This window comes from Gordonia sp. (in: high G+C Gram-positive bacteria), assembly GCF_047600565.1.
Classification (GTDB): domain Bacteria; phylum Actinomycetota; class Actinomycetes; order Mycobacteriales; family Mycobacteriaceae; genus Gordonia.
On record NZ_JASGKN010000001.1, the window covers coordinates 195,090 to 221,440 of the forward strand.

Here is a 26,351-nt window from a genome sequence, read left to right on the forward strand (position 1 = left end):
ACGACCCCCGCACTTCACCAGCGCAGTACCCGAGGAGTTCCCTTGTCGCCCACCGCAGTCCCCGTGACCGAGACCAGCCCGTCCGACAGCACCGTGTCGGCGAGCGTTTCCGGCGTGCACGCCGGTCCGGCCGGGCACGACCCGGGCGAACTGGACTACCACGCCCTCAACGCGATGCTGAACCTGTACGACAAGGACGGCAAGATCCAGTTCGACAAGGACCGGATGGCCGCCCGCCAGTACTTCCTGCAGCACGTCAACCAGAACACGGTGTTCTTCCACGATCTGGACGAGAAGCTCGACTACCTGATCAAGGAGAACTACTACGAGCCGGAGGTGCTGAACAAGTACGACCGCGAGTTCGTGAAGCTGCTGTTCGGCCACGCCTACGGCAAGAAGTTCCGCTTCCCGACCTTCCTCGGCGCGTTCAAGTACTACACCAGCTACACGCTGAAGACGTTCGACGGCAAGCGTTACCTCGAGCGCTTCGAGGATCGTGTCTGCATGGTGGCGCTGACCCTCGCCGACGGCGACACGGCTCTGGCCCGCAGCCTGGTCGACGAGATCATCGACGGCCGCTTCCAGCCGGCCACCCCCACGTTCCTGAACTCGGGCAAGAAGCAGCGCGGTGAGCCGGTGTCGTGCTTCCTGCTCCGTATCGAGGACAACATGGAGTCGATCGGCCGCTCCATCAACTCGGCGCTGCAGCTGTCCAAGCGCGGCGGCGGTGTGGCGCTGCTGCTGAGCAACGTCCGCGAGCACGGCGCCCCGATCAAGAAGATCGAGAACCAGAGCTCGGGTGTCATCCCGATCATGAAGCTGCTGGAGGACTCCTTCAGCTACGCCAACCAGCTCGGTGCCCGTCAGGGCGCGGGTGCGGTCTACCTGCACGCGCATCACCCGGACATCTACCGGTTCCTGGACACCAAGCGGGAGAACGCGGACGAGAAGATCCGCATCAAGACCCTCAGCCTGGGCGTCGTCATCCCGGACATCACGTTCGAGCTGGCCAAGAACAACGACGACATGTACCTGTTCAGCCCGTACGACGTCGAGCGCATCTACGGCAAGCCGTTCGCCGACATCAACGTGTCGGAGCTGTACCACGAGATGGTCGAGGACGGCCGGATCCGCAAGTCGAAGATCAAGGCCCGCGAGTTCTTCCAGACCCTCGCCGAGCTGCAGTTCGAGTCCGGCTACCCGTACATCATGTTCGAGGACACGGTGAACCGGTCGAACCCGGTGAAGGGCAAGATCACCCACTCGAACCTGTGCTCGGAGATCCTTCAGGTCTCGACGCCGTCGACCTTCAACGACGACCTGTCCTACAGCCACGTCGGTAAGGACATCTCGTGCAACCTGGGTTCGCTCAACATCGCGAAGGCGATGGATTCGCCTGACTTCGGGCACACCATCGAGACCGCGATCCGCGGTCTGACGGCGGTCGCCGATCAGACGTCGATCGATTCGGTGCCGTCGATCCGGCGTGCCAACGACGAGGGTCACGCGATCGGCCTGGGGCAGATGAACCTGCACGGATACCTGGCCCGCGAGCGCATCTTCTACGGCAGCGACGAAGGCATCGACTTTACGAACGTGTACTTCTACACGGTGCTGTTCCATGCGCTGAAGGCGTCGAACAAGCTGGCCCGCGAGCGCGGTTCGGCGTTCGCCGGATTCGAGGACAGCAAGTACGCCAGCGGGGAGTTCTTCGACAAGTACACCGATCAGGTGTGGGAGCCGGCCACCGACAAGGTGCGCGGCCTGTTCGCCGACGCCGGCATCGAGATCCCCACGCAGGACGATTGGGCAGAGCTGAAGAAGGACGTCCAGCGGGACGGCATCTACAACCAGAACCTGCAGGCCGTGCCGCCGACCGGTTCGATCAGCTACATCAACCACTCGACCAGTTCGATCCACCCGGTGGCCGCGAAGATCGAGATCCGCAAGGAAGGCAAGATCGGTCGCGCCTACTACCCGGCCCCGTACCTGACGAACGACAATCAGGAGTACTACGAGGACGCGTACGAGATCGGCTACGAGAAGATCATCGACACCTATGCCGCGGCCACGCAGCACGTCGATCAGGGTCTGAGTCTGACCCTGTTCTTCAAGGACACCGCGACCACGCGTGACGTCAACCGGGCGCAGATCTACGCATGGCGCAAGGGCATCAAGACGCTGTACTACATCCGTCTGCGCCAGATGGCGCTGGAGGGCACCGCTGTGGACGAGTGCGTGTCCTGCACGCTCTAGAGATGAGGCCGTCGTGACCTCGGAAACCATCACGCTGACCCCCGGCACCGCCGGCGGTGACGCTCTCGGCGTCGCCCGCTCGGTGCTCGAGTCCCACGGCTACCTGTGGGTGCCGCAGGGCCCCGACTCGGCGGTCGCCCACGAGGGCGGCGAGGAGATCACCAGACGCCGTTCACGGAAGCTCCGCATCGGGGTGACCGCGACGCCGGATGCGCTGGTGCTGGCGAAGAACAGCACCGGTGCCGAGGGGTTCGCGGCGGGCGTCGGAGCCCTCACCGCCATGCGTGTGACCCGGCACTTCCGCCGGGCGTGCCGGGCCGTCCGCGACGGACTGGAGCACGCCGGACTGGCGTGACCCCCGGGAGCCGGTCGCGGCGACTCAGTACAGGTAGACGATCGACTGGGTGCCGCCGCGGCAGACGATGATGCTGTCGTCCTCATCGAGCGGACTGCAGGTCATCGGTACCGACGCCTGCTGGGTGGGCGCCCAGCCGTTCACCACGCGGGTCTCGCCGCGCGGACCGGCCGAGATGTAGGCGTCCCGGACGCTCTCGGCGAACTCGCAGCTCGTCTTACGGCCCTCATGCGTCGCCAGTCCCGGGATTCCGGGACACGGCTTGGCGCCGGCCGGCAGGTCGGCGGGCAGCGGACCCGAATCGGCGGGAACGGTGACGGTGGTCGTCTCACCGTCGGTGACGAGGGTGGTCACGGTGCTGCCGGCGGCCTGCAGATCCTTGTCGTCGTGCGACTTGCTGGTGAACAGCCACACGCCGACGCCGACGAGCGCGGCCAGGAGGATGCCGAGCGCCACGAGTGCGCCGGTCAGGGTGCCGCTGCGACGTGCCGGCTGCTGCGGTGCGGGTGGCGGTGGCGGCGGGTAGGCACTCGGGTAGCCGGGCTGCTGGTACGCGTTCATCGCGCCCGGGTCGGTGATGGTGCCCGTCGGATGCGGCAACGTCGACGACGGGCCGAACAGGCTCGGAACCGGTGCGGCCGACGGCGTCGGGATGGTCGTGGTCGGTGCAGCACCGAGGCCGCCGACCAGACTGGTGGTGCTGTTGTCGGCGACCGGCGGATACACCCCGGAGAGCGCCGCGCGCGCGGCGGCGGCGAGCTCGGTGGCCGTGGGGCACCGCTGTTCGGGAGACTTGGCCAGACCCCAGCCGAGCACGCTGTCCATCGCCGGGGTGATGGCCGGATTGACCGAACTCGCCACCGGGACGTCGCCGAACAGCACGCCCTTGGTGATGGTGGACACCGACTTACCGGGGTACGGCTGACGGCCGGTCAGCAGCTCGAACAGGACCGACGCCAAGGCGTACACGTCCACCCCGGGACCGACCGGACCCTCTTCGAACTGCTCGGGCGCCATGTAGGCGGTCGATCCGATCGCGGTGCCGGTCTGGGTGAGGTGGGTGTCGGTCTCCGCGTGGGCGACACCGAAGTCGACCAGGTAGGCGAAGTCCTTGCCGGTCACCAAAACGTTCTCCGGCTTCACGTCGCGGTGGATCAGACCGGCGGCGTGCGCGGCGTCGAGGGCGGAAGCGACCTGCTCGACGAGGGTGACGGCCTGCTCCGGGGGCAGCGCGCCGCCCTCGCGGAGCATGCTGCGCAGGTCCTTGCCGTTGACCAGACGCATGTCGAGGTACAGCTGGCCGTCGATCTCACCGAAATCGTGGATCGGGATGACGTGCGGCTCATCGAGCCGGGCGACGGTCTGGGCTTCACGACGGAAGCGTTCCTGGAAGGTGGGATCCTCCGCGAGGTTCGCCGGCAGAAGCTTCAACGCCACGATCCGGTCGATCCGGTCGCGGTTGGTGTCGTGGGCGCGGTAGACCTCGCCCATGCCGCCGCGGCCGAGAAGTTCCTGGAGTTCGTACGGGCCGAACGTCTCGCCGGCCCGGCCGGTCTGCGCCGTCGACGCCGGAGCCTTCTTGGCGGGCGCCTTCTTCGCGGCGGCCTTCTTGGCAGGCGCCTTCTTCGCTGGTGCCTTCTTCGCCGTGGACCGGCTCGCCGGCGTCTTCTCGGCGTCCGCGCCCGCCTGCGTGGACTTGTCGTCAGTCATCCCGATTCTCCCTCTGCGTTACGCGTCATCCTAGGGGCCGGAACGGCTCACGACCCGGGGGACGGGAATCGACGCGCGCTGCTGTCGGACGTTCGGATGACGCCCGGGATGTCCGATTGCCGACCGGCTCAGTCGTCGGGCAGCATGCGGGCCCGGACGAGGGGGAGGACGTCGTCGAGCGCCTTGGCCATCGCGTCGATCCGTGCGGCCGGGCCGGCGGCGGACAGGATCGCGTGCCGGTCCAGTTGCGTGAAGGGCAGCGCCGAGGTGGTGTCGTAGGTGTAGTCGGTGGGGGAGGCGTCCTCGGGTGCACCGATGGGGCCGGGGGACGGGCTGCCGGCGCGGGCGGCGGCTTGGTCGACGATGTCCTGCAGTTCGGCGAGCGGTGTGGTGAAGCGTCGGCGGATGCCGTCCCAAGCGTCGGGGTCGACCGGTTCGTCGGGCCACGGCTCGGTCTCGGCGCGCGGATAGGGGTCGTCGGGGAGCCATCGGGTCACGGTGAACCGGTCGGTTCCCTGGCAGGCGAGCATGATCCGCCCGTCCGGGAGCTCGTGGTGGCCCATAACGAGGGCGAGTGTGCCGACGTCGGTGCGCACGTCGCCGCCGCCGACCTCGCTGCCACGTTCGATGAGGGTCACCCCGAAGGTGCCGTCGCCGTCGAGGAGGTCGCGGACCATCGCCCGGTAGCGCGGTTCGAAGACGTTCAGGCGGAGCGGTTCGCCGGGCAGCAGGACGTGCTCGAGGGGGAACATCGGCTGCACCGTCATGGCTTCAGTCTGCCCGCGGACGGCGCCGGATGCGGGGATCGCGGGGCGCGCGGCGCGGTGATCTGCACGGATGCCTCGTGCCGTCGGCGACACGCCGAGAAACGTGATCCAGGCGACACGCCGATGCGGGCGAGACACACCATCTTGTGGTGTGTCGGGCCGTCAGACACAACGAGTAGTCTTGGAGGCGTTCTATTCAGACATGCAGAAGAACCCGAGGTGTCATGACTGCGTCCGCTCACAGCCCCGCCGAAGGCGCGCCGATCAAGCTCGTCGATCGTGTCAGCGCCATCAACTGGAACCGTGTTCCGGACGAGAAGGACGCCGAGGTCTGGGACCGGTTGACCGGTAACTTCTGGCTGCCGGAGAAGGTGCCGGTGTCGAACGACATCCCGTCCTGGGGCACCCTCACCGAGCACGAGAAAGAGCTCACGATGCGGGTCTTCACGGGCCTGACGCTGCTGGACACCATCCAGGGCACCGTGGGCGCGGTCTCGCTGATCCCGGACGCCACCACCCCGCATGAGGAGGCGGTACTCACCAACATCGCGTTCATGGAGTCGGTGCACGCGAAGAGCTACAGCTCGATCTTCTCGACGCTGTGCTCGACCAAGGAGATCGACGAGGCGTTCCGCTGGTCGGAGGAGAACGAGAACCTCCAGCGCAAGGCGCGGATCGTCATGGACTACTACCGCGGTGACGACCCCCTCAAGCGGAAGGTCGCCTCGACCCTGCTCGAGTCGTTCCTCTTCTACTCGGGCTTCTACCTGCCGATGTACTGGAGTTCGCGCGCCAAGCTCACGAACACCGCCGACCTGATCCGCCTGATCATCCGCGACGAGGCCGTGCACGGCTACTACATCGGCTACAAGTACCAGCGCGGGCTGGAGACCGAGACCCCTGAACGTCGCAACGAGTTGAAGGACTACACGTTCGAGCTGCTCTTCGAGCTGTACGACAACGAGTCCGACTACACCGAGACCCTGTACGACGAGGTGGGTCTGACCGAGGACGTCAAGAAGTTCCTGCGCTACAACGCCAACAAGGCGCTGATGAACCTGGGCTACGAGGCGATGTTCCCGAAGGACGAGACCGACGTGAACCCGGCCATCCTGTCCGCGCTGTCCCCGAACGCCGACGAGAACCACGACTTCTTCTCCGGCTCGGGCAGCTCGTACGTGATCGGCAAGGCCGTCAACACCGAAGACGAAGACTGGGACTTTTGACAAGCCCCGGATCAATGTCAATGCCGCCAAAAGGTGGCAGCTACAGGCCGGCCGAGGGCAAATAGCCCTCGGCCGCCTGTTGCTTGCCACTTCTGATCCGCGGCTCTCCTCCGCCGCTCGTTCAGTTCTCGATGAACGGGAGGATCGCCTGGTTCACCTCGTCGGCGTGCGTCCAGAGCATGCCGTGCGGGGCGCCGGGGATCTCGGTGTACTCCGCCTCGGGGAAGGCCGCGTGGAACGGCCGGCCGGTCGCATCGATCGGCAGGATGTTGTCGGCGGTGCCGTGCACGATCAGCGCCGGCTTGCCGCTGGCCCGCACCGCCGCGACGTCTCCGGTGAAGTCCTCGATCCAGGACGGCACCACCGCGTAGGCGGCGACCGGTGCGCTGCCGATCGCGGTCTGCCAGTTCGCGTCGACCACCTGCTGGCTGATGCGTGAACCGAGATTCTCATCGAGGTTGTAGAAGTCGCGGTAGAACGCGGTGAACCAGGCGAACCGATCCGCCTTGGCCGTCGCGGCGATGCCGTCGAACTGCTCCTGCGGAACGCCCTCGCCGAGCATGCCGGGTTCGACGGAACCGAGGAACACGTACTTGGCGACGCGGTCGGCGCCGTACCGAGTGGTGTATCGGCCCAGTTCGCCGGTCCCCATCGAGAACCCGACGAGGATCACGTCGGTCAGATCGAGAGCGGTCAACACGCTGTCCAGGTCGGCGGCGAACGTGTCGTAGTCGTAGCCGGTCGTCACCTTGCTGGATCGGCCGAACCCGCGCCGGTCGTAGGTGATCACGCGGTAGCCGCGGTCGAGCAGCTCCCGCGTCTGGCGCTCCCACGAACTTCCGTCGAGCGGATAGCCGTGGATCAGCACCACCGGCCGGCCGCTTCCGTGGTCCTCGTAGTAGAGCTCGGTCGGGGTCGAATTCTCCTGACCGACAGTGATGTACGACATGACTTCCTCCTCATGAATCGGTGAGAACGATCGTTCTCACCTCGCATCGGCTACGCTAGAGAACGAACGTTCTCGGCGCAACCGCAGAACGTTCGCCGGAAGCGAAACGGAGGTCGAGATGACTGTGAACGCCGATGCGACATCGGACCGCGACCGCGTGCTCGCGGCCGCGAGCCGCCTCTTCTACACCCGTGGAGTGCAGGCCGTCGGAATGGACGCGGTGCGCACCGAGGCCGGGGTCCCGCTCAAGCGGCTGTACGCGGCCTTCCCCTCCAAGGATGCGCTGCTCCTGGAAGTGCTGAGCTGTCAGAGCGAGCAGTGGAACGCCCGGCTGGAGGCGGCGATCGCGGCGGCACCCGACCCGCGGGGCAAGCTGCTCGCCGTCTTCGACTTCCTCGGCGACTGGTTCGGCGACGACGACTTCCGCGGGTGCCTGTTCGTCAACGCCTTCGGTGAGCTCGGGGCGGTCGCACCCGACGTCGCCCGGGCCGTGCGAGCCCAGAAGGACGGCTTCCGGCGGCAGCTGACCGACCTCGTCGCCGAGTTCGGCGGCCCGGCCGAACTCGGCCCACAGCTCGCCCTCCTGGCCGAAGGCGCCCAGACCACGGCCGCCATCGACGGAACCCCCGACACGGCTCAGGTCGCACGTGCGGCCGCCGCGGTGCTTCTCGATGCAGCCGGCGGGCGCTGAACCCCGACGGTGTGGAGGCGAAGCGGCGTCACCTGCGCCAGATAGGCGAAGTCGCGGTCGCGATGCAGCAACGGCACTCCGTGGCGGACCGCGATCGCGGCGATCAGGCAGTCGTTCAGGCTTCTGATCCGGTGGCCGGCGGCACGTGAGGCGACGAAGAGCTGCGCGGCGGCGCGATAGTCCAGGGCGGTGTCCACGCTCAGCAGTGGCAGGCCGTTCGTCAGGCGGGTGATCGCCGCGTCACGGAGCGGAGTGTCGGCGCCGGCCAGCAACTCCATGATGATCGGCTCGCTGGTGGCGAGCTCCGCACCGGCCTGGATGAGACTCTTCAGCTCGCCGACGACCGGATCGTCGGTGTCCCGCAGGTATTCGACCCAGGCCGAGGTGTCGACCAGGATCACTCGGTGCTCCACGGATCGTCGCCTGAGCGAAGTTCCCCTAGATCCCCGCCCCAGCCGATGCCGTTCAGGTCCTGTAGAAACTCTCGGGTGACGGGAGTGCCGACCAGCCGCCGAAGCGCGAGGTCGACCGCCTCCTTCTTGGTGCGCACATCGAACCGGCGCATCACTTCGCCGACCAGATCGTCATCGATATCGATGTTTGTGCGGCTCATACACCAAGAATACACCTCCACTGTCACAGCCGGTGCCCCCGAGTGAGAGACCAGACCACGGCAAGGGCAGCGAGGCAGCCGGCGGCCGTCAGGCCGATCGCCCAGAGTCGCGGCGAGCCGTCCGGGCGGGGCGGGGGAGCGTCGACGGTGGCGACGGCGTCAGGATCGGGCAGCGCGCCGTCGGCCGGCAGCTCCGCGGTCAACGCGGCCACCGGGTCGACCACGCCGAAACCGGTGACAGGATCCCGGGCAGGACCACCGTGCGCGGTCCGGATGAGACGCGTCGCCACCTGATTCGCGGTCAGGTCCGGATACCGGGACCGGACGAGGGCCGCTGCACCGGACACGTAGGCGGCGGCATAGCTCGTCCCCGCCAGCGTGCGCGGTCCGCTCTCGGAATCCAGGGCGCCGACCAATTCGCCGGCGACGACGCTGAGGATCTGGGTGCCCGGCGCTGCCAGGGTCACCCAGGGGCCGTGGAGGCTGAACTCGGCGGGCTCCCCGGAATCGGCGTCCACGGCACCGACCGTGAGGATCTCCCGCCCGAACCGTGCCGGCGTGGGTACGGTGACGGCCGATTCCCAGGCGTGTTCGGGATCGGAGAGCCGATTCTGGGCCGGACATCCGCCTCCGGCGGCCACGTTGCCGGCCGCCGCGACCACCACCACGTCGTGATCGACCGCGTGACGCAGTGCCGCCGCCAGCGCGGCGTCGTCGGGTACGGCGCCGTCGGTGCCACACGCCACCTCCGAGATGTTGACGACGTCGGCGCCCAGATCGACGGCACGGACCACCGACCGGGCCAGCGTCGACAACGGCCCGTAGCCGGCGCCGACCGACACGCCGTCCCCGATCGAGCGCCGGTCCGCCGTGTACGCACCACTCGACTGACGGATCGAGATGATCTCGGCATCCGGAGCGACCCCGGCGAAGCCGTCCGCATCGGAGGGGCGGGCAGCGATGATCCCGGCGATCAGTGTGCCGTGGAGATCGCAGTCGTCCAGGCCGCTGCCGCCGGTCACGTAGTCGCCGCCGGCGGCGATCCTGGGCAGACGCGGATGCGGCGTGACGCCCGTGTCGATGACGGCGACCCGTACCCCGGCGCCGCGGCTGAACCGCCACGCGTCACCGACCCCGAGCAGCCGATGCCCGGCCGGCGGGGCCTGCGCATCGGTGATCGAGCCGGCCGTCCTGGCGCAGCCGGTGACCCGCCGGGTCGTCTCTGCCGGAGCGATCGGCGCCGCGGTGACCGTGCCGGCGTCGGAGGGCAGTCGCGCCGGCCGGTCAGCGTGTGCGGGAGCGGGCGAAGCCGACCACACGACGACGATCGCGGCGACGCACTGTACCGCGCGCTGCCACATGTCAGCGCTCGCGGACCAGCCGGTACACGTCCAGCAGCCATAGCAGTAACGGCACGATCGACCCGATCACGAGCAGGTCCACGACCTCGCCGGCCCGCCGCTGCAGCGGGGAGAATCGGAGGTCGCCGGCCACGGTGCCGACGACGAAGGCCGCGACGGCCACCCCGATCGCACCGACGAAGCCGACGATCCGGTCACCGCAGCCCAGCAGCACGACGAGCAGACCGAGCGCCCCCGAACCGATCAGCGCCGTCGCCTGAACCCGGTCGAGGTGGGTCCGTCCCCGGGCCACCAGAGCCAGCGACACCACAGCGGCGAAGCACGACGATGCCACCGCGCCGTCGAACGACGCGACGACCACCGTCACCGCTGCGAGAGCCGCGCATGCCGCGGCGACCACGATGCCGTCGAGGTAGTCGGACGCGATCGCCGACCGCCGGGTCAGCACCTCGAGATCGGTGAGGGCCAGATCGGCGATGGCGACCACGGGATCGTCCACGGCCGGCAACGCGTCCACACCCGGAATGGGTTGGGGATCGTCGGGGTCGGAAGCCGGCGCCGGTGTCGCCGGGACCGGCGGCAGCGGCAGATGTGAGGCGGCCAGCGCGATCCGGGCGGCCAGCGCCACCGTGAACACCGCGACCGTCGCACCGATCGCGGCGCCGCGAGCGAGCGACCCGTCGACGGCGAGCGCCGCCAGACCCGTGACCGACAGCACAGCGCCGCCCGTAGCCAGTCCGGCGTGCAGTCGATGCCCGATGCCGGTCGACCGGTGCACGATGAGTGCGCAGGTCAGCCCGCAGGCGCCTGCCGCCGCACCGACCGCGGGAGGAGAATCCTGCGGCGGAATGAACGAGCCGGCCAGGACGCAGGCGATGAACCCGCACGCGGACAGCGTGCACACCGATCGGGGATCGGCGCCTAGCCTCCCGGCCAGGATCGCGGCGACGGACAGGAGAACGGCCGCTCCGGCGGCAGCCGCCGGGACCGCGACCGTCGCCGGACCGATCAATCGTCCCGCGGCCGCCGCCAGCAGGGCCGCGACCACACAGATCCCGTAGCCGAGACGGCGCGCGGCATCCGGCGACCAGGCCGGCGAGCGGCTCCGCGTCAGGTGAGCCACGCCGTCGACCACGTCGTCGACGACCGCTCCCGACGCGGTCGGCAGATCCGGGTGCACCACCAGCAGATCTCCGTCGAACACTCCGGCCGCCGCCAGTGATTCAGCGGCGGGCAACGGAGCACCGCCGACGCGGGCCAGGGTCCACCGCGGCAGGTCCAGGACACGGTCGGGGTCGTGATCGACCGGGGGTAGGCGCAGATGGGCGAGCACGTCGGGCATGAGTGCCGCGATCGGCGCCCCGGCCGGCAGCGCGACATCGATCTGGCGGTCACCGCCGAGGATCGAGACGCGCGCCAGATCCGGCTGCGCCCCGCCGCCGGCACCAGTTGTCCACAGATCGTCCGTCGTGCTTCGCATTTCCAGAACCCTCCCCCGAGTGGTTGATACAACCGATCCCATCGCCGAGAGGCGGGGACGGTCGTCGCATTCGATCACGACGAGATGCGTCCGGAAGCGGTTCGGGGGATTCGCTTTCCACCTGTGGACAGGGGGTTCCATGGACACCACGACGGTCGCCTTCCGGCGGCGCGCACGACTGACACCGCCGACGCCGCCGGGCGGTGAACTGGTGCTGACCGGGCCGCCGGAGATCGCGCGCGGAGCACCGCAATCGCTGGTCGTGAGGCTGCTTCCGCTGGTGATGGTGGTTGCGGTGGTGGGCATGGTCGCGATGATGGTGGTGACCGGCGGGCGCAGCGCCCTCGGCAATCCGCTGTTCCTGATGTTTCCGCTGATGATGGTCATGTCGATGGTCGGCATGCTCGCCGGGGGACGGGGTGGCGGGCCGCCGCGCGCGGCCGAACTCAACGAGGACCGCAAGGACTATCTCCGCCACCTGAGCCAGGCGCGCGAACAGGCCGAATCCACGGCCGACGCGCAGCGGATCTGCGCATGGTGGAGTCACCCCGATCCGGCCGCGCTCACCGCCCTGATCGGCGACCGCCGGATGTGGGAGCGGCGCGACGGCGACGTCGATTACCTGCATGCCCGCGTCGGGCTGGGCACCCACCGGCTGCGTACACGACTGGTGCCGCCCGAGGTGGCTCCGGCCGAAGACCTCGATCCGGTGTCGGCGCTGGCCCTGCGCCGGTTCGCGGCCGTCCATTCGACGGTCGACGGTCTGCCGTCCGCGGTGGACGTCGGCGCGTTCCCGGCGATCGGGATCGACGGGCCACACGACGCGGTCCGCGGTCTGGTCCGTGCGATGCTCGCCCAGCTCACCGTCTTCCACGGCCCCGACCTGCTGCAACTGGCCGTCGTCACCGCCGACCCGTTGGGGCCGGAATGGGATTGGGTCAAATGGCTGCCGCACACCGGTCACCGCACCGTCGACGACCTGCTGGGACCGGCACGGATGATCTACCCGACCCTGACGGCCCTGGAGGACGATCTCGCCGCCGACCTCGCCGACCGGGGACGCTTCAGCACCGCCGCCCCGTCGCCGGCTCGAGGACACCTGGTCGTGGTGCTCGACGGCGACTGCCACACCGGCGACGAAGACCTGGTCAGCGGCGTCGGACGCGAGGGCGTCACCGTGATCGAGCTCGATCCCGGGACGGACTCCCTGTCCGCGCGCCGAGGCCTGCGACTGCACACCGACGTCGCACCCGGCGCGACCACCCTCGCCGCGTACGGCGCCGACGGGCTCGACGCGTTCGTCGTCGCCGACGTCCTCGGGCCGGCCCAGGCGGAGGTGTTCGCGCGGGCGATGGCCCGCTACCGGCTGGGCGGCGGCCTGCCCACACTCGGTCTCGACGGTCCGACGGTCGCCACCGACCCCGGGCTGCCCGCCCTGCTCGGCATCGGCGAGGCCTCGACATTCGACCCGGACGTGTCGTGGACGGGGCGGACGGCGGCCGACCGGCTGCGCGTGCCGATCGGCTACACGTCCGACGGCACCCCGGTGCACGTCGATCTCAAGGAGAGCGCGCACAGCGGGATGGGACCGCATGGTCTCTGTATCGGCGCCACCGGCAGCGGCAAGAGCGAGTTCCTGCGCACCCTGGTGCTCGCCTTGATCGCCTCGCACAGCCCCGACGAACTGAACCTGGTGCTCGTCGACTTCAAAGGCGGCGCCACCTTCGGCGGCCTCGACGGCGTCCGCCACGTCGCAGCCTTGATCACCAACCTGGAACAGGAACTGTCGATGGTGGACCGGATGGCCGACGCCCTCTCCGGGGAGATGACCCGGCGGCAGGAACTGCTGCGTGCCGCCGGAAACTTCGCCAACGTCACCGAGTACGACCGGGCCCGGGAGGCGGGCGCCCCACTCGATCCGCTGCCCGCCCTGTTCATCGTCGTCGACGAGTTCTCCGAACTGCTGGCACAGAAGCCGGACTTCGCGGAGTTGTTCGTCGCGATCGGGCGGCTCGGACGGTCGCTGCACATCCACCTGCTTCTCGCCTCGCAACGATTGGAAGAGGGGAGGCTGCGGGGCCTGGACTCGCACCTGTCGTACCGGATCGGCCTCAAGACGTTCTCGGCCACCGAATCGCGCACGGTCCTCGGAGTTCCGGACGCGTATCACCTGCCCAGTACGCCGGGCGCCGCCTACCTCAAATGCGACTCCGGATCGCCGGTCCGGTTCTCGACGTCGTTCGTGTCCGGCCCGTACGAGCCGCCCTCCACCGGTGGCGGTCCCGGGGGCGTGAACGCGGTGCCGTTGCTGCGCTTCACCGCCGAGCGGCAGCCGCTGCCCGTCGAACCCGAGCACGACGAGGCCGAGGGGACGTCGTCGGCGCCGACGCTGTTGGAGACCCTGGTGGGGCGGATCGCCGGTCACGGATCGTCACCGCACCAGGTGTGGCTGCCGCCGCTGGAACCGGTGGCCACCCTGCCGGTTCCGCCGGCCGACCCCGTCGGCGACCTCGAGCCGGTGATCGGGGTGATCGACCGCCCGTACGAGCAGCGTCGCGACCCACTGCGCCTGGACCTGTCCGGCGGCGACGGCCACGCGGCGATCGTCGGCGGCCCGCAGTCCGGCAAGTCCACCGCACTGCGAACCCTGGTGTGCGCCCTCGCGGCGACGCACACCCCGCAGCAGGCGTCGTTCTACTGTCTGGACTTCGGCGGCGGCGGACTGGCCGCGCTCGCCGGGCTTCCGCATGTCGCCGGGGTGGCCGGCAAGAACCGCCGAGACGCGGTCCGGCGCACGGTGGCGCAGGTCCGTTCCCTCCTGACCGAGCGGGAGGAGCGGTTCGCGGACCTCGGCGTGGAATCGATGCGCGCCTACCGTGCGGCGCGACGGAACGGCGACGACCCGCACGGTGAGGATCCGCACGGTGACGTCTTCCTGGTGATCGATGGTCTGGCGGCGCTCCGCGCCGATTTCGAGGCTCTCGAGGACGACCTGACGGTTCTCGTCGGGCAGGGATTGTCGTACGGCATCCACGTGGTGGTGAGCGCGTCGCGCTGGGCCGACATCCGTCCGGCGATGAAGGATCTGCTCGGCAGCCGTGTCGAGCTGCGGCTCGGTGATCCGCTGGACTCGGAGATCGGCCGCAAAGCCGCGGCCACGGTCCCGGGCGGGCGGCCGGGACGTGGTCTGACCGGTGACGAACGGCATCTCCTGATCGCCGTGCCGCGGTTCGACGGGGTCGCGGACATCGACACGTTGCCCCAGGCGACGGACCTCTTCGTACAGAGCATGGCCGACCGCTACCGGGACCGGCCGGCGCCCCGGCTCCGGCTGCTCGACGCCGATGTGGCCTTGTCGCGGGTGGCCGATTTGGACGGAGGACAGTCGCGGCCGGGCCGGGTGCCGTGGGGTCTGCGGGAATCGGATCTCGGTCCGGTGGTCGCCGACTTCGACACCGAACCGCACCTGCTCGTCGTGGGCGATTCGGAGTGCGGCAAGACGTCGACGCTGCGCACCCTGCTCACCGGTCTGGTCGCCGGCGCCACCCCGGACCAGGCGAAGGTGCTCCTCATCGACTACCGGCGCACCCTGCTCGGAGCGGTCCCGGACGAGCAGCTGGCCGGGTACGCGTCATCGGCGCAGGCCGCGGCGCCGATGGTGGCGCAGCTGGCCGAGTATCTGCGGGCCCGGTTGCCCGGCGACGACGTCAGCGCGCAGCGGCTGGCCGCGCGGGACTGGTGGACGGGACCGGACGTGTATCTGGTGGTCGACGACTACGACCTGGTCGCCACGGCCGGCGGCAATCCCGTCGAGCCGATCGTGGAGCTGCTCGGGCATGCCCGCGACGTCGGCCTGCGCGTGATCGTGGCCCGACGGTCCGGCGGAATCGGGCGCGGCCTGTTCGACTCGGTGATCGCGCGGCTGCGGGACCTGTCGTGCGGAATGCTGCTGATGTCCGGCGACCCCGACGAGGGCTACCTCGTCGGCCGTCACCGTCTGGCCCGGCAGGTGCCCGGGCGCGGTGAACTCGTCACCCGCACCGGTGGGGCGGATCTCGTTCAGGTGGCCCGATGAGCGCGCCGTCGATCGACTTCGGATTCGAGCCTCCGCGTTTCGCGCGCCGGCGTCGCACCGGCCGGGCGATGGCCGCGGCCGTGGTGCTCGCCGTGGTCGTGCTGGGGGCGGTCGGCGCGTACGGTCACTGGTCGCGGTCGCGCGCCCCGGCCGCCCAGCGTCAGGTGCTCGGCGCGGTGGCGGTGGACGTGCCGGGAGACTGGCGGCGTACCGCCCTGAGCGACGACGACGCGGACGGCCGCGGGCTGCGCGCGGTGTTCGCCGACCCCGACGACGGCCGGCGGCTGATCGTCGTGGTCACCGGTCTTCAGCCCGGCGCGACCCTGCGGTCGGTGGCGGTCAGTCTGCGGAACCGGATCGCTCAGCGCGGCGGGGACCGGGATGGTGATGCCGGGGTCCGCGAGTTCTCCGCGGCCACCCGATACGCCGGCCGCGACGTCGTCTCCTACCGCGAGGCGCCCGCCTCGGGGCCTGCGGTGCACTGGTACGTGCAGGTGATCGGTGACCGCCAGGTGAGCATCGGCTGCCAGGACGGGACCGGCGAGGCCGCCGTCGACGGGCCGTGCCGCGGTGCGGTCGGCTCGGTGCGGAGGGAGGCGAGATGAGTACACCGAAACAGCGCAATGTCAGAGCTGAAAGGCAGCGTATAATCAAGCGCATGAGTAAGCGTGTCAGCCTGATTCTGAAGGACCGCGACGAGGAGACCATCGCCCCGTACCTCACCGAAGGGTCCGCAGCCCACGCTGCACTCAGCACTTGGGCGACCGGACGGGGTCTCGGCGCTGTCACCTCGGAGGCCTCCGGCCTCCGGGCTTTGCTCGCCGCCGGCGCCGAGGCGCTGAGCGAACTGGCGCTCGATGCCGGTTACGCGAGCCTCGCTGAAGAGTTCAACGCTCCGGAGGCCGACGTGGAGCGGCGCGAGGCGCGCCGGCGATACGTCGACAGGGCGCGTCCATGACGGCGATGCGAGGCCAGGTGTTCCGGGTCGATCTCGGACACGGTGCCAAACCTTGGGTAGTGGTCAGCAACAACGCGCGGAACAGGAACCTCGACACGGTGCTCGCCCTGCGGATCACCACCACGAGCAAGAACGCGCAGGTTCCGACTGTCGTGGCACTCGACGCGGGCGATCCGGTCACCGGATACGTGCTGGCCGACGACATCGTCCAGCTGTACCGGGACGAGATGACACACCCGCTCGGTGCGCTCACTCCGGGGACCATGCAGAGGATCAGTCAGGCACTGCGTATCGTGCTGCCCTGAGCGTCGCTCAAGGCAGGGACCGGCAGTTGTTCGGGGCCGGCTTGCCTGCCAGGCGATCGTGGAACCACAGGGAGGCTTCGGTGAGTGCCGGAATGAACGGCAGCAGATGCCCTTCCGCTGTGTAGGGAAGGATCGGCGGGATCCACCCGGTGTCGTCAAGCCGGACGGTGGCACCTTTGGCGCACCAGTTCCTGGCAAGCGTGCGGGCCTGTCCGTACGGGATGACGTCGTCGTTGCGGCCCGACACGATCAGGACCGGAGCCTGCGGTTTGAGGGTGCCGATCCGCTGTTCGTCGATGGCGGCCTTGATCGCCTTGTTGCTGCCCATGATCTCGGTGAGACTTTTCCCCGACGTCGTCATGGAGCGTTCGGAACGGAGCATTCCGGTGGTGACCATCTCGAACAGGCAGGTCCCCGACAATCGCTTGACCCACGCCTTGCCGGCGGCGTTCAGTTCACGGTCCAGCTGCGGCCGGAGTTCCGGGTAGTCGGCGAACAGCCCGTTGATCACGTAGCCGATGAGGCCGAGGGCGAAGCCACCGATCTCGCCGGGGAGGATTCCGGCCACTGCGGGGGAGAGCACCGAGCGCGCCAGATCGGCCGGCGGTCCGCCGGCGTAGGTGCCCCGGATGTCGAGTTCGGGGGCGTAGGAGGCCTGCATCTCGGCGGCGGCGGCCGCCGCCCCGCCACCCTGTGAGTAGCCGAAGACGCCCAATGGCCCGGTGTGTCCGGTCAGATCGGCGGCGGCCCGCAGCGAGTCCAGAACCGCATACGCCTCCGCCTTGCGGTTCAGGTAGTCGTGTATCGCGGGGGTACCCAGACCGTGATAGTCGGTCATGACCACGTTCATGCCCTGAGCGAGGAGCGGATAGAGCGTCGCCACCTCGTATTCGGAGAACAGGTCGAGTGGCCAGCTGTAGTGGACCACTTCGCCGAGCAGCTTCGACGGTGCGCACTGGTCGCCCTGGCCCTGGGTGCCGGGTGCCACCGCGACCGTGGGGCGGGGTCCGGGGCCGTTCCAGGCGGCGGTGGTCGTGAGATAGGTGCCGGTGACCGCTGTCGGCCGGCCGTTGGTATCGGTGCTCAGGTACATCAGGCGCGTCGCCGTCGCCGGAATCGGGCCCTGGGCCGAGGGGAGTGACAGTGCGAGGTCGAAGCGCTGCTTCTTGAGGACCGTGCCGGGCGTGGCGGACGGCAACGGTGACGGGGGACGGTAGAACGCATCGGTCGAGACGGCGGTGGTCGCGGGTGCGGCTGACGCTGGGGCGCCGTGGAGGGCGAAAAGCCCGCACAGGGCGGTGACGACGAGGACGGCGACCCAGCGCAGCTTCATGATGTCCGGCTCCCATAATATGAACGGTCGTTCATTTCTTGTGGAATAATCGTGACAGGGGCCGAGTGTGACGTCAACCACACTCGATGATCGGCTTAGGGTGGACATGTGACACCGACCGCGACCTGGGGTGACCGCGAAGCGCGTCGCCGGGACATCATGGACGCCGGACGCCGGCTCCTCTCTCAGCAGGGGTACGCGGCGCTGCAAATGCGGGATGTCGCCGCCGGCGCAGGCGTGAGCGCGGGCACCGTCTACACCTATTTCGCGGCCAAAGAGGACCTGTACGCGGCGCTCTTCGTGGAAGCCGTCGACGAGTTCTGCGACCAACTCGAAGCGATCCTCGCAGCGCCGGGTACTCCAGAACAGGTCTTCGTCCAGGTCGCGACCGCGTACCGCGACAACTACGCCGTCTACGGTCGCGACCTCAACATCTGGAGTGTGGCATTTCAAGCAGACGAGATCGCCGAGAAGAACAAGCCGCTGCTCGACGCCTCACTGCGCGCCACGGGCCTCGCGGTACAGATCGTGCGGGCCACCCGACCCGCCGGTCTGCCGCCCGAGGTGGACGACGTCGCCGTGATGTCCGTGTTCTGGGCCGCGATCACCGGACTGGCTGACCAGTTCACCGGTGTCCGAGGGCGGCTGCATGACCGGAGCTGGCAGCAGTCGGCGGAACTCGCCGCCGCCATCCTGGTCGGCGGCCTGCGTGCACTCGCCGAAGGACACTGACCAGGGACGTGCTCAGAGCCAGCCGCGGTCGTGGGCGAGGCGAGCGGCCTCGGCGCGGGTGGAAGCGCCGGTCTTGCCGATCGCCGACGACAGGTGGTTGCGAACCGTGCCCTGCGACAGAATGCACCTGTTTGGCGATGGCGGCGACCGTTCCGCCGGAGAGGGCGGCGGCCAGGACTTCCGACTCGCGCGGGGTGAGCGGGGAGTCTCCGCTGGTCAGGCTTTCGGTGGCCAGGGTCGGATCGATCACGCGCAGCCCGGAGTGGACGCGGCGGACGGCGTCGGCGAGCTGGGCGGCGGGGGTGTCCTTCACGACGAAGCCGGACGCGCCGGCCTGGATGGCGCGGCGCAGATAGCCGGGTCGCCCGAAGGTGGTGACGATCAGCGAATGCACGTCCGGCAGCGCCTGATGCAGCGCCGCCGCCGTCTCGATGCCGTCCGACCCGGGCATCTCGATATCGAGCAGACAGACCTGCGCGCCGGTGCGTCGTGCCTCGTCGACCACCTCGTCGCCGCGTCCGACCTGTGCGACCACCTGCAGATCGTTCTCCAGGTCGAGCAGCGCGGCCAGAGCGCCGCGGACGAGCGCCTGATCGTCGGCCAGCAGCAGCCGGATCGGGGTGCCGGAGGAGACCGTCTCACTCATCGTGCCCACCCCGCCCGCACCGTCGTTCCGTTCTCATCGGAGTCCACGGTAAGCCGTCCGCCGTCCTGCTCGACCCGTTCGGCCAGGCCGCGCAACCCGGTGCCGTAGGTCAGCATCGGCGAGCCCTGCCCGTCGTCGGCGATCTCGATGAACGACGGATTGATGGCGACCCGGCACCGTGTGGCGCCGCTGTGCCGCACCACATTGGTGACCGCCTCCCTCAGCACCCAGGCGTAGGTCTGCCCGTGCGGCCCGGCGGCCCGCGTATCGGTGGGGAGGTCGGCGTCGATGCCGGCGGCCGTCAGAGCGCTCTCGGCCCCGGCGAGCACATCGGGCAGTTCCGGGGTGCGCAGCGCGCCCACCGTCGCCCGCACCTGCGACAGCGCCTCCCGGGACAGCGCGTTCACCTCGGCGATCTCCTGCTTCGCGCGGTCCGGGTCGCTGTCCAGGAGTCGTCCCGCCAGCTCCGATTTCACCGAGATCACCGTCAGCGAATGACCGAGGATGTCGTGCACGTCGCGCGCCACCCGCTCTCGTTCGGCGACGACGGCGAGCTGGGAGTCGACGGCTCGCTGACGTTCCTCGGCGGCCTCCCGCGCGCGTTGGCTGTCGCGGGTCAGACGCATCAGCAGCAGGATGATTCCGACCACCGCCACCACGATCGTCGACGTGACGTCCACCGGCTTGCCGGCCAGCTCCGGGATGGCGATCACCGCGGCCACCGTGAGCGCGACGATCACCGCCAGCACACGGGGCGACACCAGGAAGCTGGAGGCGCCGATCAGATACGGCAGGCAGGCGATCGCATTGGACCCGATGAACGGGATCATCGCCAGGGTGAGGCCCGCGAGGACGACGACGGCTCCCAGACCGATCCGGACCGACTGCACTCGCGGCCCGAACACATAGACGCACACCAACAGATAGACCAGAGCGAACGCCAGGATCAGGCCCAGGCCGATCCACCGGTGCTCGGGGGTCACGCCGTCGCCGAAGACGGCGGCGATCGGATAGCCGAGAAACAGCAGCCAGATGGCCGCGAACACCCAGCGGACGTCACGCCACGGGGCGAGCAGATCCTGCCGGGTGTCGGCGGTCATCGCCGCTCCTTCATCGGTGGTCATGCGCGGGCGTCACTGGCGAGTGGTACTGCGAGAGTAGAAGAACGCGGCGGCACCGGTGAAGATCAACGCCCACACGATCAGGTTCACGATCGGGATCCACAGCGCGATGTGCTGGTCGTAGGCGGTCATACCGTGGTCGAGCGGGTAGCGGGCCAGGGTGACGATGCCGAACATCGGGGTGAACTCGGCGATCGTCGGCATCGTGTCCTTCAACGGCACGAACACGTTGCCGGCGAAGGCGAGGAGAGCGAGCAGACCGCCCATCACCTGCATGACGCCGTCGGACTTGAAGATGCTGCCCAGGGCGAGACCGAAGGCGGCGAACACGGCCGAACCCAGCCAGGCGATCAGCAGGCACGCCACCCACACCCCGGCGGGCGCGTGGGCGTGCGTGAGGTTTCCGGCGATCGCGAGCACGATCGCCGGCAGCGCGCCCATCGTCAGTGCGACGGCCACCTTGGTCGCCACATATCCGGACGGCCGCAGCGGCGTCATCATCAATGTCCGGGTCCAGCCGGCCTGCTGCTCCAGCGACACCGAGGCGGCGTTCGACGCGGCCGCGATCACCGAGCCGTAGACCACCATGCCGACCAGGACGTAGAAGGCGACGTTGCCGGAGCCGACCTTCGTGTCGCCGGACTGGGTGGCGCCGAACACCAGATACAGCACGGCCGGCATGACGACGGTGAAGATCAGTGCGCGACGGTTGCGCAGCACCCGCTTGAGGTCGAACCGGAAATAGGTGGGGGAGAAGGCCGAGATGGCGGTGGGAGAAGTCATCGGAGTTCCTTTCACGTGCGGGGTGATCAGCGGGCGTCGGCGGTCAGCGTGACGAACGCGTCTTCGAGGTTGTGGGCGGCGATCTCGACGTCGTGGGCGTCGGTACTGGTGAACAGGTAGCGGGCCAGGGCGTCGGAGTCGGCGGCGCTCAGATACACGCGGCCGCCGCGTTCCTCGACGAGCTGCGCATCCGGAAGCGTGGCGACGACGGCGTCCGCCTTCTCCCGCGCCAGGACCGCCGACACGGTGCGCCGGCTCGCGCGGTTCCGGATCTCCGAGGTCGGACCGTCGGCGACCACCCGGCCGCCGGCGATCAGCACGATCCGGTCGGCGAACGAATCGGCCTCCTCCAGATAGTGGGTGGCGAACAGGACGGTGCGGCCGCGGGCCGCGTCGTCGCGCATGACTGACCAGAAGTGGCGGCGAGCCTCCACATCCATGCCGGCGGTCGGCTCGTCGAGGATGAGCAGTTCCGGATCGGGGAGGGTAGCGAGCGCGAACTTGACGCGCTGCTGCTCGCCGCCCGAACAGCGGGAGATCTTCCGCCCGGCCAGGTCGGCGATGCCGGTGCGCTCCATCGTCGGCCCGGCCTCCTCCGGCCGGCCGTGCGGGGACGCGATGATCGATATCGTCTCTTCGACGGTGAAGTCCGGGAGCAGGCCGCCGGTCTGCAGGACCGACGCCACCTTGCCGGCCCGCGCCGCGGCGCGCGGATCGCCGCCGAACACCTCCACGGTCCCCGAATCCGGGCGGGTGAGGCCCTGGATCATGTCGAGGGTGGTGGTCTTGCCGGCGCCGTTCGGTCCGAGGAACGCGACGACCTCACCCGAATCGATGCGCAGGTCGATGCCTTGCACGGCCTGGACCCGGGTGTGGTCCGGGCCGGAAAACGACTTGGTCAGCTGATGGGCCTCGATGGCAGGTGCGGTGTTCATACCTGCACTCTGCTCGCGCCGGCCGGCTGCGACCCGGCGCGAATGTCATCACCTGTCCATGACATCTGTCATGGACGGCTCCCGTCAGGGGAGCAGCACCCTCACGGGTTCGGGACGGTCGCGGTGATCGAGATCGTCACCTGGTCGGCGACCTTCAGGGCGCCCATCATCAGCGAGTACGGCTTGATGCCGAAGTTCGTCTGCGCCACCACGGTTTCGCAGCTGAAGGCGGCGCCGTTCGCCGTCACCGTCAGCGGATGCGCGCGGGTGATCCCGTTGATCGTCAACTGCCCGGACACCGCATAGGTGTCGCCGTCGCGCTGAACGTCCGACGAGACGTACTCGACGGTCGTGTTCTTCTTCGCGTTCATCGATTTGAGGGCATTGCCGCGGGCGACCTTCTTCTCCGACTTCGTCATCATCGTCAGGCCGCCCTGCGCGCCGACGACCTCCATCGAATCGAGCGGCACACTGAGCCGCACCGACGTCGGATGACCGTCGCCGTCGGTCTCGGCGGTCGCCGTCCACTCGTCCATCCGGATCTCCAGATTGTGGCCGGTGCGCGCGGCCCGGCCCTCGACGCCGGTGTGCAGGAGGAGTTCGCCGTCGTTGTTCGTGAGAGTCCAGTCGCTCATGGCCTCCACTGTTCCACCACCGGGCCGTTCACGGGTGGGAAGTGGGGGCGTCGGGACAGAAGTCCCACCGTCAACCCAGGGTTGACGGCAATGGGGCGTCAACCTATGGTTGACGCATGGCCGATGTGAACCCGCAGAAACTGTCCACTGTGCGCCTCGACGACCTCATCGACGGCATTCGCAAGAGCTATCCCGAACCCCTCGACCAGCTGGCCGGAGCGATGACCGTCTCGGCTCACCTCGGCGAGGTCGGCGACTCTCTGATCGGCCACTTCGTGGACCAGGCCCGCCGCGCCGGCGCCTCCTGGACCGAGATCGGCGCCAGCATGGGTGTCACCAAACAGGCCGCCCAGAAACGGTTCACGCCGCGCCCCGCCGCGAGCGGCTCCGGCGCCGACATGTTCGCTCGCTTCACCCCGCGCGCCCGCAACGTCGCCGTCGCCGCCAACGACGACGCCGTCCGCTCGCAGGCCGCAGCGGTCACCGCGACCCACCTGCTCCGGCACCTGCTCACCGACGACCATTCGGTCGCCGTCGTCGCGCTCCGCCAGAGCGGCGCCGACGTCGACGGCCTCCGGGAGACCCTCGGCGACGCACCCGCGACGGACGTCACCCTGCCCGCCGACGCGCCCACGATGGTCCCGTACGGCGACGACGCCCGCGCCGCACTCGAGCGCACCGTCGCCGTCGCCCTGGACAAGGGGCACAACTACATCGGTACCGAACACCTGCTCATCGCCCTTTTCGACGACGACGAGATCGGCGGCGTCCTCGGTTCCCACGGTGCCGACGAGCAGAAGATCGAGGGGGCCGTCGCCGGCCTTCTCGACGACATCGCCAAGCAGTAGATCCAACGACTGCATCGCCGTTTTGACCTGGGTCGATCCGCTCCCGTACTCTGGACCGCTGGTGCTCGCCGTATGTGCAGCTCCGGGTCCCAACCGGTCGCCGGAATCAGCTGTGGCCAGCGCTGTGACCGGCAGATACAGACCAGTGAGGACTTACTGTGCCTACCTACGCCCCGAAGGCTGGTGACGTCACCCGACAGTGGTACGTCATCGACGCCAGCGACGTGGTGCTCGGCCGCCTGTCCGTGGCAGCAGCGACTCTGCTCCGCGGCAAGCACAAGCCGACCTACGCCCCCAACGTCGACGGTGGTGACTACGTCATCATCATCAACGCAGAGAAGGTCGCCGTCAGCGGCAACAAGCTGACCGACAAGAAGCTGTACCACCACTCGGGACACCCCGGTGGCCTGAAGTCCCGCACCGTCGGTGAGGTCCTCGCGACCCGTCCCGACCGTCTCGTGGAGAAGGCCGTCAAGGGCATGCTCCCGAAGAACAAGCTCGGCGCTCAGATCGCCTCGAAGCTGAAGGTCTACGCAGGCCCGGATCACCCGCACGCCGCGCAGAACCCGACCCCCTACGAGATCAAGCAGGTGGCCCAGTGACCGAAGAGAACGTGAACAACGACGTCGTCGAGGTCGTCGAGGACGAGGTCATCGACACCGACTCGTACACCACCGAGAGCGAAGCGCCGTCCGAGGCTCCGGTCTCGCGCGGCCCGGTCCAGATGGACGGCCCCGTGCAGACCGTCGGTCGCCGCAAGGAGGCGGTCGTCCGCGTCCGCATGCTGCCCGGCACCGGTGAGTTCAAGCTCAACGGCCGCACCATCGAGGACTACTTCCCGAACAAGGTGCACCAGCAGCTCGTCAAGAGCCCGCTGGTCCTCGTCGAGCGTCCCGACGCCTTCGACATCCAGGCCAAGCTGACCGGCGGCGGCCCCTCGGGCCAGGCCGGCGCGCTGCGCCTCGCGATCGCCCGTGCGCTGATCGAGGTCAGCCCGGAGGACCGTCCGACCCTCAAGAAGGCCGGCTTCCTGACCCGCGATGCCCGCGCGGTCGAGCGTAAGAAGTACGGCCTCAAGAAGGCCCGCAAGGCGTCGCAGTACAGCAAGCGCTGATCGCTTACTTCACTGTGGCTCGTCTTTTCGGCACCGACGGCGTCCGGGGCCGGGCGAACGATCAGCTCACACCAGAGCTGGCGATGCGCCTGGCCTCGGCCGCCGTTGTCGTACTCGGTGCAGATTCCTCCTCCGGCCGGCCCCGCGTGGTCGTCGGCCGTGATCCCCGTGCCTCCGGTGAGTTTCTGGAAGCCGCGCTCTGCGCGGGTCTGGCGGCCGCCGGCGCCGACGCCATCCGCGCCGGTGTGGTGCCGACCCCCGCGGTCGCGTTCCTGACCGCCGACTACTCCGCCGACTTCGGCGTGATGATCTCGGCGTCGCACAACCCCATGCCGGACAACGGCATCAAGTTCTTCGCCCGCGGCGGCCACAAACTGCCCGACGACGTCGAAGACGCGATCGAAGCCGCCATGGACGGCTCGCTGCCGCGTCCTACCGGTGCCGGCGTCGGGCGCCTGGTCGACGCCCCCGATGCCGAGGAGCGCTACCTGGCGCACCTCGCCGCGTCCGTCCCCGGCCGTCTCGACGGCCTCACCCTCGTGGTGGACTGCGCCAACGGCGCCGCATCGCAGGTCGGGCCCAAGGCGTACGCCGACGCCGGTGCGACGGTCATCGCCATCCACGCCGAGCCCGACGGCCTCAACATCAACGACGGCTGCGGCTCCACGCACCTGGACAATCTGCAGGCCGCCGTCCTCGAACACGGCTCCGACCTGGGCTTGGCCCACGACGGCGACGCCGACCGCTGCCTGGCCGTCGACTCCACCGGCGCTGTCGTCGACGGCGACCACATCATGGCGATCCTGGCGATGGCCATGAAGGAGCGCGGCACACTCACCGATGACGTCCTCGTTGCCACCGTGATGAGCAACCTCGGCCTGCACCTGGCCATGAAGGACGCCGGCATCGAGATCAAGGTGACCGGTGTCGGCGACCGCTACGTTCTCGAAGAGCTGCGCAACGGTTACGCCCTCGGTGGCGAGCAGTCCGGCCACATCGTGATCCCCGAGTCCGGCACCACCGGCGACGGTGTGCTGACCGGTCTGCTGCTCGCGCAGCGCGTCGCCGAGACCGGCACCCGGCTCGCCGATCTGGCCGGTGTGATGACGGTGCTGCCGCAGGAACTCATCAATGTGAAGGTCAGCGACAAGCACGCCGTCGCCAGCGACGACTCCGTGCAGAAGGCCGTGGCCGCCGCCGAGACCGAACTCAACGGCAGCGGCCGGATCCTGCTCCGCCCGTCCGGCACCGAGCAGCTGGTCCGGGTGATGGTCGAAGCCGGCACCGCCGACGACGCCCGCGCGATCGCGCAGCGCGTCGCCCAGGTCGTCGCCTCCGTCTGAGTTCACGGGCGAAGGGGTCCCGACCGCCGCTTCATTGCGCCGGGTTCCCTCAATACCCTCCAAAGTTCTGACCGAAACGTTGGAGAAATCCCCTCCCTGGGTGGTCTGGAAATTG

Annotated in this window: 25 protein-coding genes and 1 pseudogene; 13 read left to right on the forward strand and 13 right to left on the reverse strand. The window is 69.1% G+C overall.

What is annotated here, in order from left to right; genetic code table 11:
- The first annotated feature begins 42 nt into the window (after window positions 1–42).
- Complete coding sequence (nrdE, locus tag QM774_RS01015) at window positions 43–2,256, forward strand: class 1b ribonucleoside-diphosphate reductase subunit alpha (protein ID WP_414974116.1); 2,214 nt, start codon at window positions 43–45, stop codon at window positions 2,254–2,256.
- 13 nt (window positions 2,257–2,269) lie between these two features.
- Window positions 2,270–2,611, forward strand: a complete 342-nt coding sequence (locus tag QM774_RS01020; protein ID WP_414974117.1) for a hypothetical protein — start codon at window positions 2,270–2,272, stop codon at window positions 2,609–2,611.
- A gap of 24 nt (window positions 2,612–2,635) precedes the next feature.
- Here QM774_RS01020 and QM774_RS01025 read toward each other — a convergent pair whose 3' ends face one another.
- Both QM774_RS01025 and QM774_RS01030 read right to left on the reverse strand, forming a co-directional pair.
- Window positions 2,636–4,321: a serine/threonine-protein kinase gene (locus tag QM774_RS01025; RefSeq protein WP_414974118.1), complete on the reverse strand. Its 1,686-nt coding sequence runs from the start codon at window positions 4,319–4,321 to the stop codon at window positions 2,636–2,638.
- Between the two features lie 128 nt (window positions 4,322–4,449).
- Entirely contained in the window at window positions 4,450–5,088 is a 639-nt protein-coding gene (locus tag QM774_RS01030; protein ID WP_414974119.1) for an LON peptidase substrate-binding domain-containing protein, read from the reverse strand.
- Between the two features lie 224 nt (window positions 5,089–5,312).
- On the opposite strand from QM774_RS01030, the gene nrdF reads away from it, so the two are divergent.
- Window positions 5,313–6,314 carry a class 1b ribonucleoside-diphosphate reductase subunit beta gene (gene nrdF / locus QM774_RS01035; RefSeq protein ID WP_414974120.1) on the forward strand — a complete coding sequence of 334 codons (1,002 nt, stop codon included), beginning with the start codon at window positions 5,313–5,315 and terminating at the stop codon, window positions 6,312–6,314.
- Between the two features lie 121 nt (window positions 6,315–6,435).
- Here the strand turns inward: nrdF and QM774_RS01040 are convergent, their stop codons facing one another.
- Window positions 6,436–7,263: an alpha/beta fold hydrolase gene (locus tag QM774_RS01040; protein WP_414974121.1), complete on the reverse strand. Its 828-nt coding sequence runs from the start codon at window positions 7,261–7,263 to the stop codon at window positions 6,436–6,438.
- A 118-nt stretch (window positions 7,264–7,381) separates the two neighbouring features.
- Here QM774_RS01040 and QM774_RS01045 point away from each other — a divergent pair, with 118 nt between their 5' ends.
- A complete protein-coding gene (locus tag QM774_RS01045) occupies window positions 7,382–7,954 on the forward strand; it encodes a TetR/AcrR family transcriptional regulator (RefSeq protein WP_414974122.1) in 573 nt (190 codons plus the stop codon).
- Here the strand turns inward: QM774_RS01045 and QM774_RS01050 are convergent.
- From QM774_RS01050 to eccD, 4 genes are read right to left on the reverse strand one after another with little or no spacing between them, the layout of a single operon-like run.
- Complete coding sequence (locus tag QM774_RS01050) at window positions 7,900–8,367, reverse strand: PIN domain nuclease (RefSeq protein WP_414974123.1); 468 nt, start codon at window positions 8,365–8,367, stop codon at window positions 7,900–7,902. The genes QM774_RS01045 and QM774_RS01050 overlap by 55 nt on opposite strands.
- Window positions 8,352–8,567: a type II toxin-antitoxin system VapB family antitoxin gene (locus tag QM774_RS01055; protein WP_414974124.1), complete on the reverse strand. Its 216-nt coding sequence runs from the start codon at window positions 8,565–8,567 to the stop codon at window positions 8,352–8,354. The genes QM774_RS01050 and QM774_RS01055 overlap by 16 nt, the downstream gene beginning before the upstream one ends.
- A 23-nt stretch (window positions 8,568–8,590) precedes the next feature.
- Window positions 8,591–9,928 (reverse strand): type VII secretion-associated serine protease mycosin, encoded by a 1,338-nt coding sequence (gene mycP, locus QM774_RS01060; protein WP_414974125.1) that lies wholly within the window; start codon window positions 9,926–9,928, stop codon window positions 8,591–8,593.
- 1 nt (window position 9,929) lies between these two features.
- The gene (gene eccD, locus QM774_RS01065; RefSeq protein WP_414974126.1) at window positions 9,930–11,408 is read right to left on the reverse strand and encodes a type VII secretion integral membrane protein EccD; all 1,479 of its coding nucleotides are present in this window, start codon (window positions 11,406–11,408) and stop codon (window positions 9,930–9,932) included.
- 139 nt (window positions 11,409–11,547) lie between these two features.
- Between eccD and eccCa the strand changes: the two genes are divergently transcribed.
- Genes eccCa through QM774_RS01085 form a run of 4 tightly spaced genes read left to right on the forward strand, consistent with a single transcriptional unit; the run spans window position 11,548 to window position 16,746 of the window.
- Window positions 11,548–15,483, forward strand: coding sequence for a type VII secretion protein EccCa (gene eccCa, locus QM774_RS01070; RefSeq protein ID WP_414974127.1), 3,936 nt, complete (start codon window positions 11,548–11,550; stop codon window positions 15,481–15,483).
- On the forward strand, window positions 15,480–16,088 hold the full coding sequence (locus tag QM774_RS01075; RefSeq protein WP_414974128.1) for a type VII secretion-associated protein: 609 nt from the start codon (window positions 15,480–15,482) through the stop codon (window positions 16,086–16,088). Before eccCa ends, QM774_RS01075 begins: the two co-directional genes overlap by 4 nt.
- A gap of 53 nt (window positions 16,089–16,141) precedes the next feature.
- On the forward strand, window positions 16,142–16,441 hold the full coding sequence (locus tag QM774_RS01080; protein WP_414974129.1) for a hypothetical protein: 300 nt from the start codon (window positions 16,142–16,144) through the stop codon (window positions 16,439–16,441).
- Between the two features lie 5 nt (window positions 16,442–16,446).
- Complete coding sequence (locus QM774_RS01085) at window positions 16,447–16,746, forward strand: type II toxin-antitoxin system PemK/MazF family toxin (RefSeq protein ID WP_414976552.1); 300 nt, start codon at window positions 16,447–16,449, stop codon at window positions 16,744–16,746.
- A gap of 7 nt (window positions 16,747–16,753) precedes the next feature.
- Here the strand turns inward: QM774_RS01085 and QM774_RS01090 are convergent, their stop codons facing one another.
- Window positions 16,754–18,079, reverse strand: coding sequence for a lipase family protein (locus QM774_RS01090; protein ID WP_414974130.1), 1,326 nt, complete (start codon window positions 18,077–18,079; stop codon window positions 16,754–16,756).
- A gap of 108 nt (window positions 18,080–18,187) precedes the next feature.
- Here QM774_RS01090 and QM774_RS01095 point away from each other — a divergent pair, with 108 nt between their 5' ends.
- Complete coding sequence (locus QM774_RS01095; protein ID WP_414974131.1) at window positions 18,188–18,811, forward strand: TetR/AcrR family transcriptional regulator; 624 nt, start codon at window positions 18,188–18,190, stop codon at window positions 18,809–18,811.
- A 12-nt stretch (window positions 18,812–18,823) separates the two neighbouring features.
- Here the strand turns inward: QM774_RS01095 and QM774_RS01100 are convergent.
- The 5 genes and pseudogenes from QM774_RS01100 to QM774_RS01120 all read right to left on the reverse strand — a co-directional run bounded on the left by QM774_RS01100 (window position 18,824) and on the right by QM774_RS01120 (window position 22,931).
- Window positions 18,824–19,457 (reverse strand): annotated as a pseudogene (locus tag QM774_RS01100) (response regulator).
- Window positions 19,454–20,557, reverse strand: coding sequence for a histidine kinase (locus tag QM774_RS01105; protein WP_414974132.1), 1,104 nt, complete (start codon window positions 20,555–20,557; stop codon window positions 19,454–19,456). The pseudogene QM774_RS01100 and the gene QM774_RS01105 overlap by 4 nt, the downstream one beginning before the upstream one ends.
- 33 nt (window positions 20,558–20,590) lie before the next feature.
- Window positions 20,591–21,361: an ABC transporter permease gene (locus QM774_RS01110; protein WP_414974133.1), complete on the reverse strand. Its 771-nt coding sequence runs from the start codon at window positions 21,359–21,361 to the stop codon at window positions 20,591–20,593.
- A 26-nt stretch (window positions 21,362–21,387) separates the two neighbouring features.
- A complete protein-coding gene (locus QM774_RS01115; RefSeq protein WP_414974134.1) occupies window positions 21,388–22,296 on the reverse strand; it encodes an ABC transporter ATP-binding protein in 909 nt (302 codons plus the stop codon).
- 101 nt (window positions 22,297–22,397) lie between these two features.
- A complete protein-coding gene (locus QM774_RS01120; protein ID WP_414974135.1) occupies window positions 22,398–22,931 on the reverse strand; it encodes a YceI family protein in 534 nt (177 codons plus the stop codon).
- A gap of 116 nt (window positions 22,932–23,047) precedes the next feature.
- Here QM774_RS01120 and QM774_RS01125 point away from each other — a divergent pair, with 116 nt between their 5' ends.
- From QM774_RS01125 to glmM, 4 genes are all read left to right on the forward strand, one after another.
- On the forward strand, window positions 23,048–23,779 hold the full coding sequence (locus QM774_RS01125; protein WP_414974136.1) for a Clp protease N-terminal domain-containing protein: 732 nt from the start codon (window positions 23,048–23,050) through the stop codon (window positions 23,777–23,779).
- Window positions 23,780–23,937: 158 nt separating this feature from the next.
- The gene (rplM, locus tag QM774_RS01130) at window positions 23,938–24,381 is read left to right on the forward strand and encodes a 50S ribosomal protein L13 (RefSeq protein WP_414974137.1); all 444 of its coding nucleotides are present in this window, start codon (window positions 23,938–23,940) and stop codon (window positions 24,379–24,381) included.
- Window positions 24,378–24,893 (forward strand): 30S ribosomal protein S9, encoded by a 516-nt coding sequence (rpsI, locus tag QM774_RS01135; protein WP_414974138.1) that lies wholly within the window; start codon window positions 24,378–24,380, stop codon window positions 24,891–24,893. Before rplM ends, rpsI begins: the two co-directional genes overlap by 4 nt.
- A gap of 14 nt (window positions 24,894–24,907) precedes the next feature.
- Window positions 24,908–26,236 (forward strand): phosphoglucosamine mutase, encoded by a 1,329-nt coding sequence (glmM, locus tag QM774_RS01140; RefSeq protein WP_414974139.1) that lies wholly within the window; start codon window positions 24,908–24,910, stop codon window positions 26,234–26,236.
- Window positions 26,237–26,351: the final 115 nt, after the last annotated feature.

Excerpts from the sequence above, each read along its gene's own strand:
- QM774_RS01105 (WP_414974132.1), bottom strand. The coding sequence starts at position 20,557 with ATGACCGCCGACACCCGGCAGGATCTGCTCGCCCCGTGGCGTGACGTC.
- QM774_RS01045 (WP_414974122.1), top strand. The coding sequence starts at position 7,382 with ATGACTGTGAACGCCGATGCGACATCGGACCGCGACCGCGTGCTCGCG.
- QM774_RS01055 (WP_414974124.1), bottom strand. The coding sequence starts at position 8,567 with ATGAGCCGCACAAACATCGATATCGATGACGATCTGGTCGGCGAAGTG.
- QM774_RS01075 (WP_414974128.1), top strand. The coding sequence starts at position 15,480 with ATGAGCGCGCCGTCGATCGACTTCGGATTCGAGCCTCCGCGTTTCGCG.
- nrdF (WP_414974120.1), top strand. The coding sequence starts at position 5,313 with ATGACTGCGTCCGCTCACAGCCCCGCCGAAGGCGCGCCGATCAAGCTC.
- QM774_RS01085 (WP_414976552.1), top strand. The coding sequence starts at position 16,447 with ATGCGAGGCCAGGTGTTCCGGGTCGATCTCGGACACGGTGCCAAACCT.
- QM774_RS01115 (WP_414974134.1), bottom strand. The coding sequence starts at position 22,296 with ATGAACACCGCACCTGCCATCGAGGCCCATCAGCTGACCAAGTCGTTT.
- eccD (WP_414974126.1), bottom strand. The coding sequence starts at position 11,408 with ATGCGAAGCACGACGGACGATCTGTGGACAACTGGTGCCGGCGGCGGG.
- QM774_RS01025 (WP_414974118.1), bottom strand. The coding sequence starts at position 4,321 with ATGACTGACGACAAGTCCACGCAGGCGGGCGCGGACGCCGAGAAGACG.
- QM774_RS01120 (WP_414974135.1), bottom strand. The coding sequence starts at position 22,931 with ATGAGCGACTGGACTCTCACGAACAACGACGGCGAACTCCTCCTGCAC.
- mycP (WP_414974125.1), bottom strand. The coding sequence starts at position 9,928 with ATGTGGCAGCGCGCGGTACAGTGCGTCGCCGCGATCGTCGTCGTGTGG.
- QM774_RS01125 (WP_414974136.1), top strand. The coding sequence starts at position 23,048 with ATGGCCGATGTGAACCCGCAGAAACTGTCCACTGTGCGCCTCGACGAC.
- eccCa (WP_414974127.1), top strand. The coding sequence starts at position 11,548 with ATGGACACCACGACGGTCGCCTTCCGGCGGCGCGCACGACTGACACCG.
- QM774_RS01080 (WP_414974129.1), top strand. The coding sequence starts at position 16,142 with ATGAGTAAGCGTGTCAGCCTGATTCTGAAGGACCGCGACGAGGAGACC.
- QM774_RS01110 (WP_414974133.1), bottom strand. The coding sequence starts at position 21,361 with ATGACTTCTCCCACCGCCATCTCGGCCTTCTCCCCCACCTATTTCCGG.
- QM774_RS01030 (WP_414974119.1), bottom strand. The coding sequence starts at position 5,088 with ATGACGGTGCAGCCGATGTTCCCCCTCGAGCACGTCCTGCTGCCCGGC.
- QM774_RS01090 (WP_414974130.1), bottom strand. The coding sequence starts at position 18,079 with ATGAAGCTGCGCTGGGTCGCCGTCCTCGTCGTCACCGCCCTGTGCGGG.
- QM774_RS01040 (WP_414974121.1), bottom strand. The coding sequence starts at position 7,263 with ATGTCGTACATCACTGTCGGTCAGGAGAATTCGACCCCGACCGAGCTC.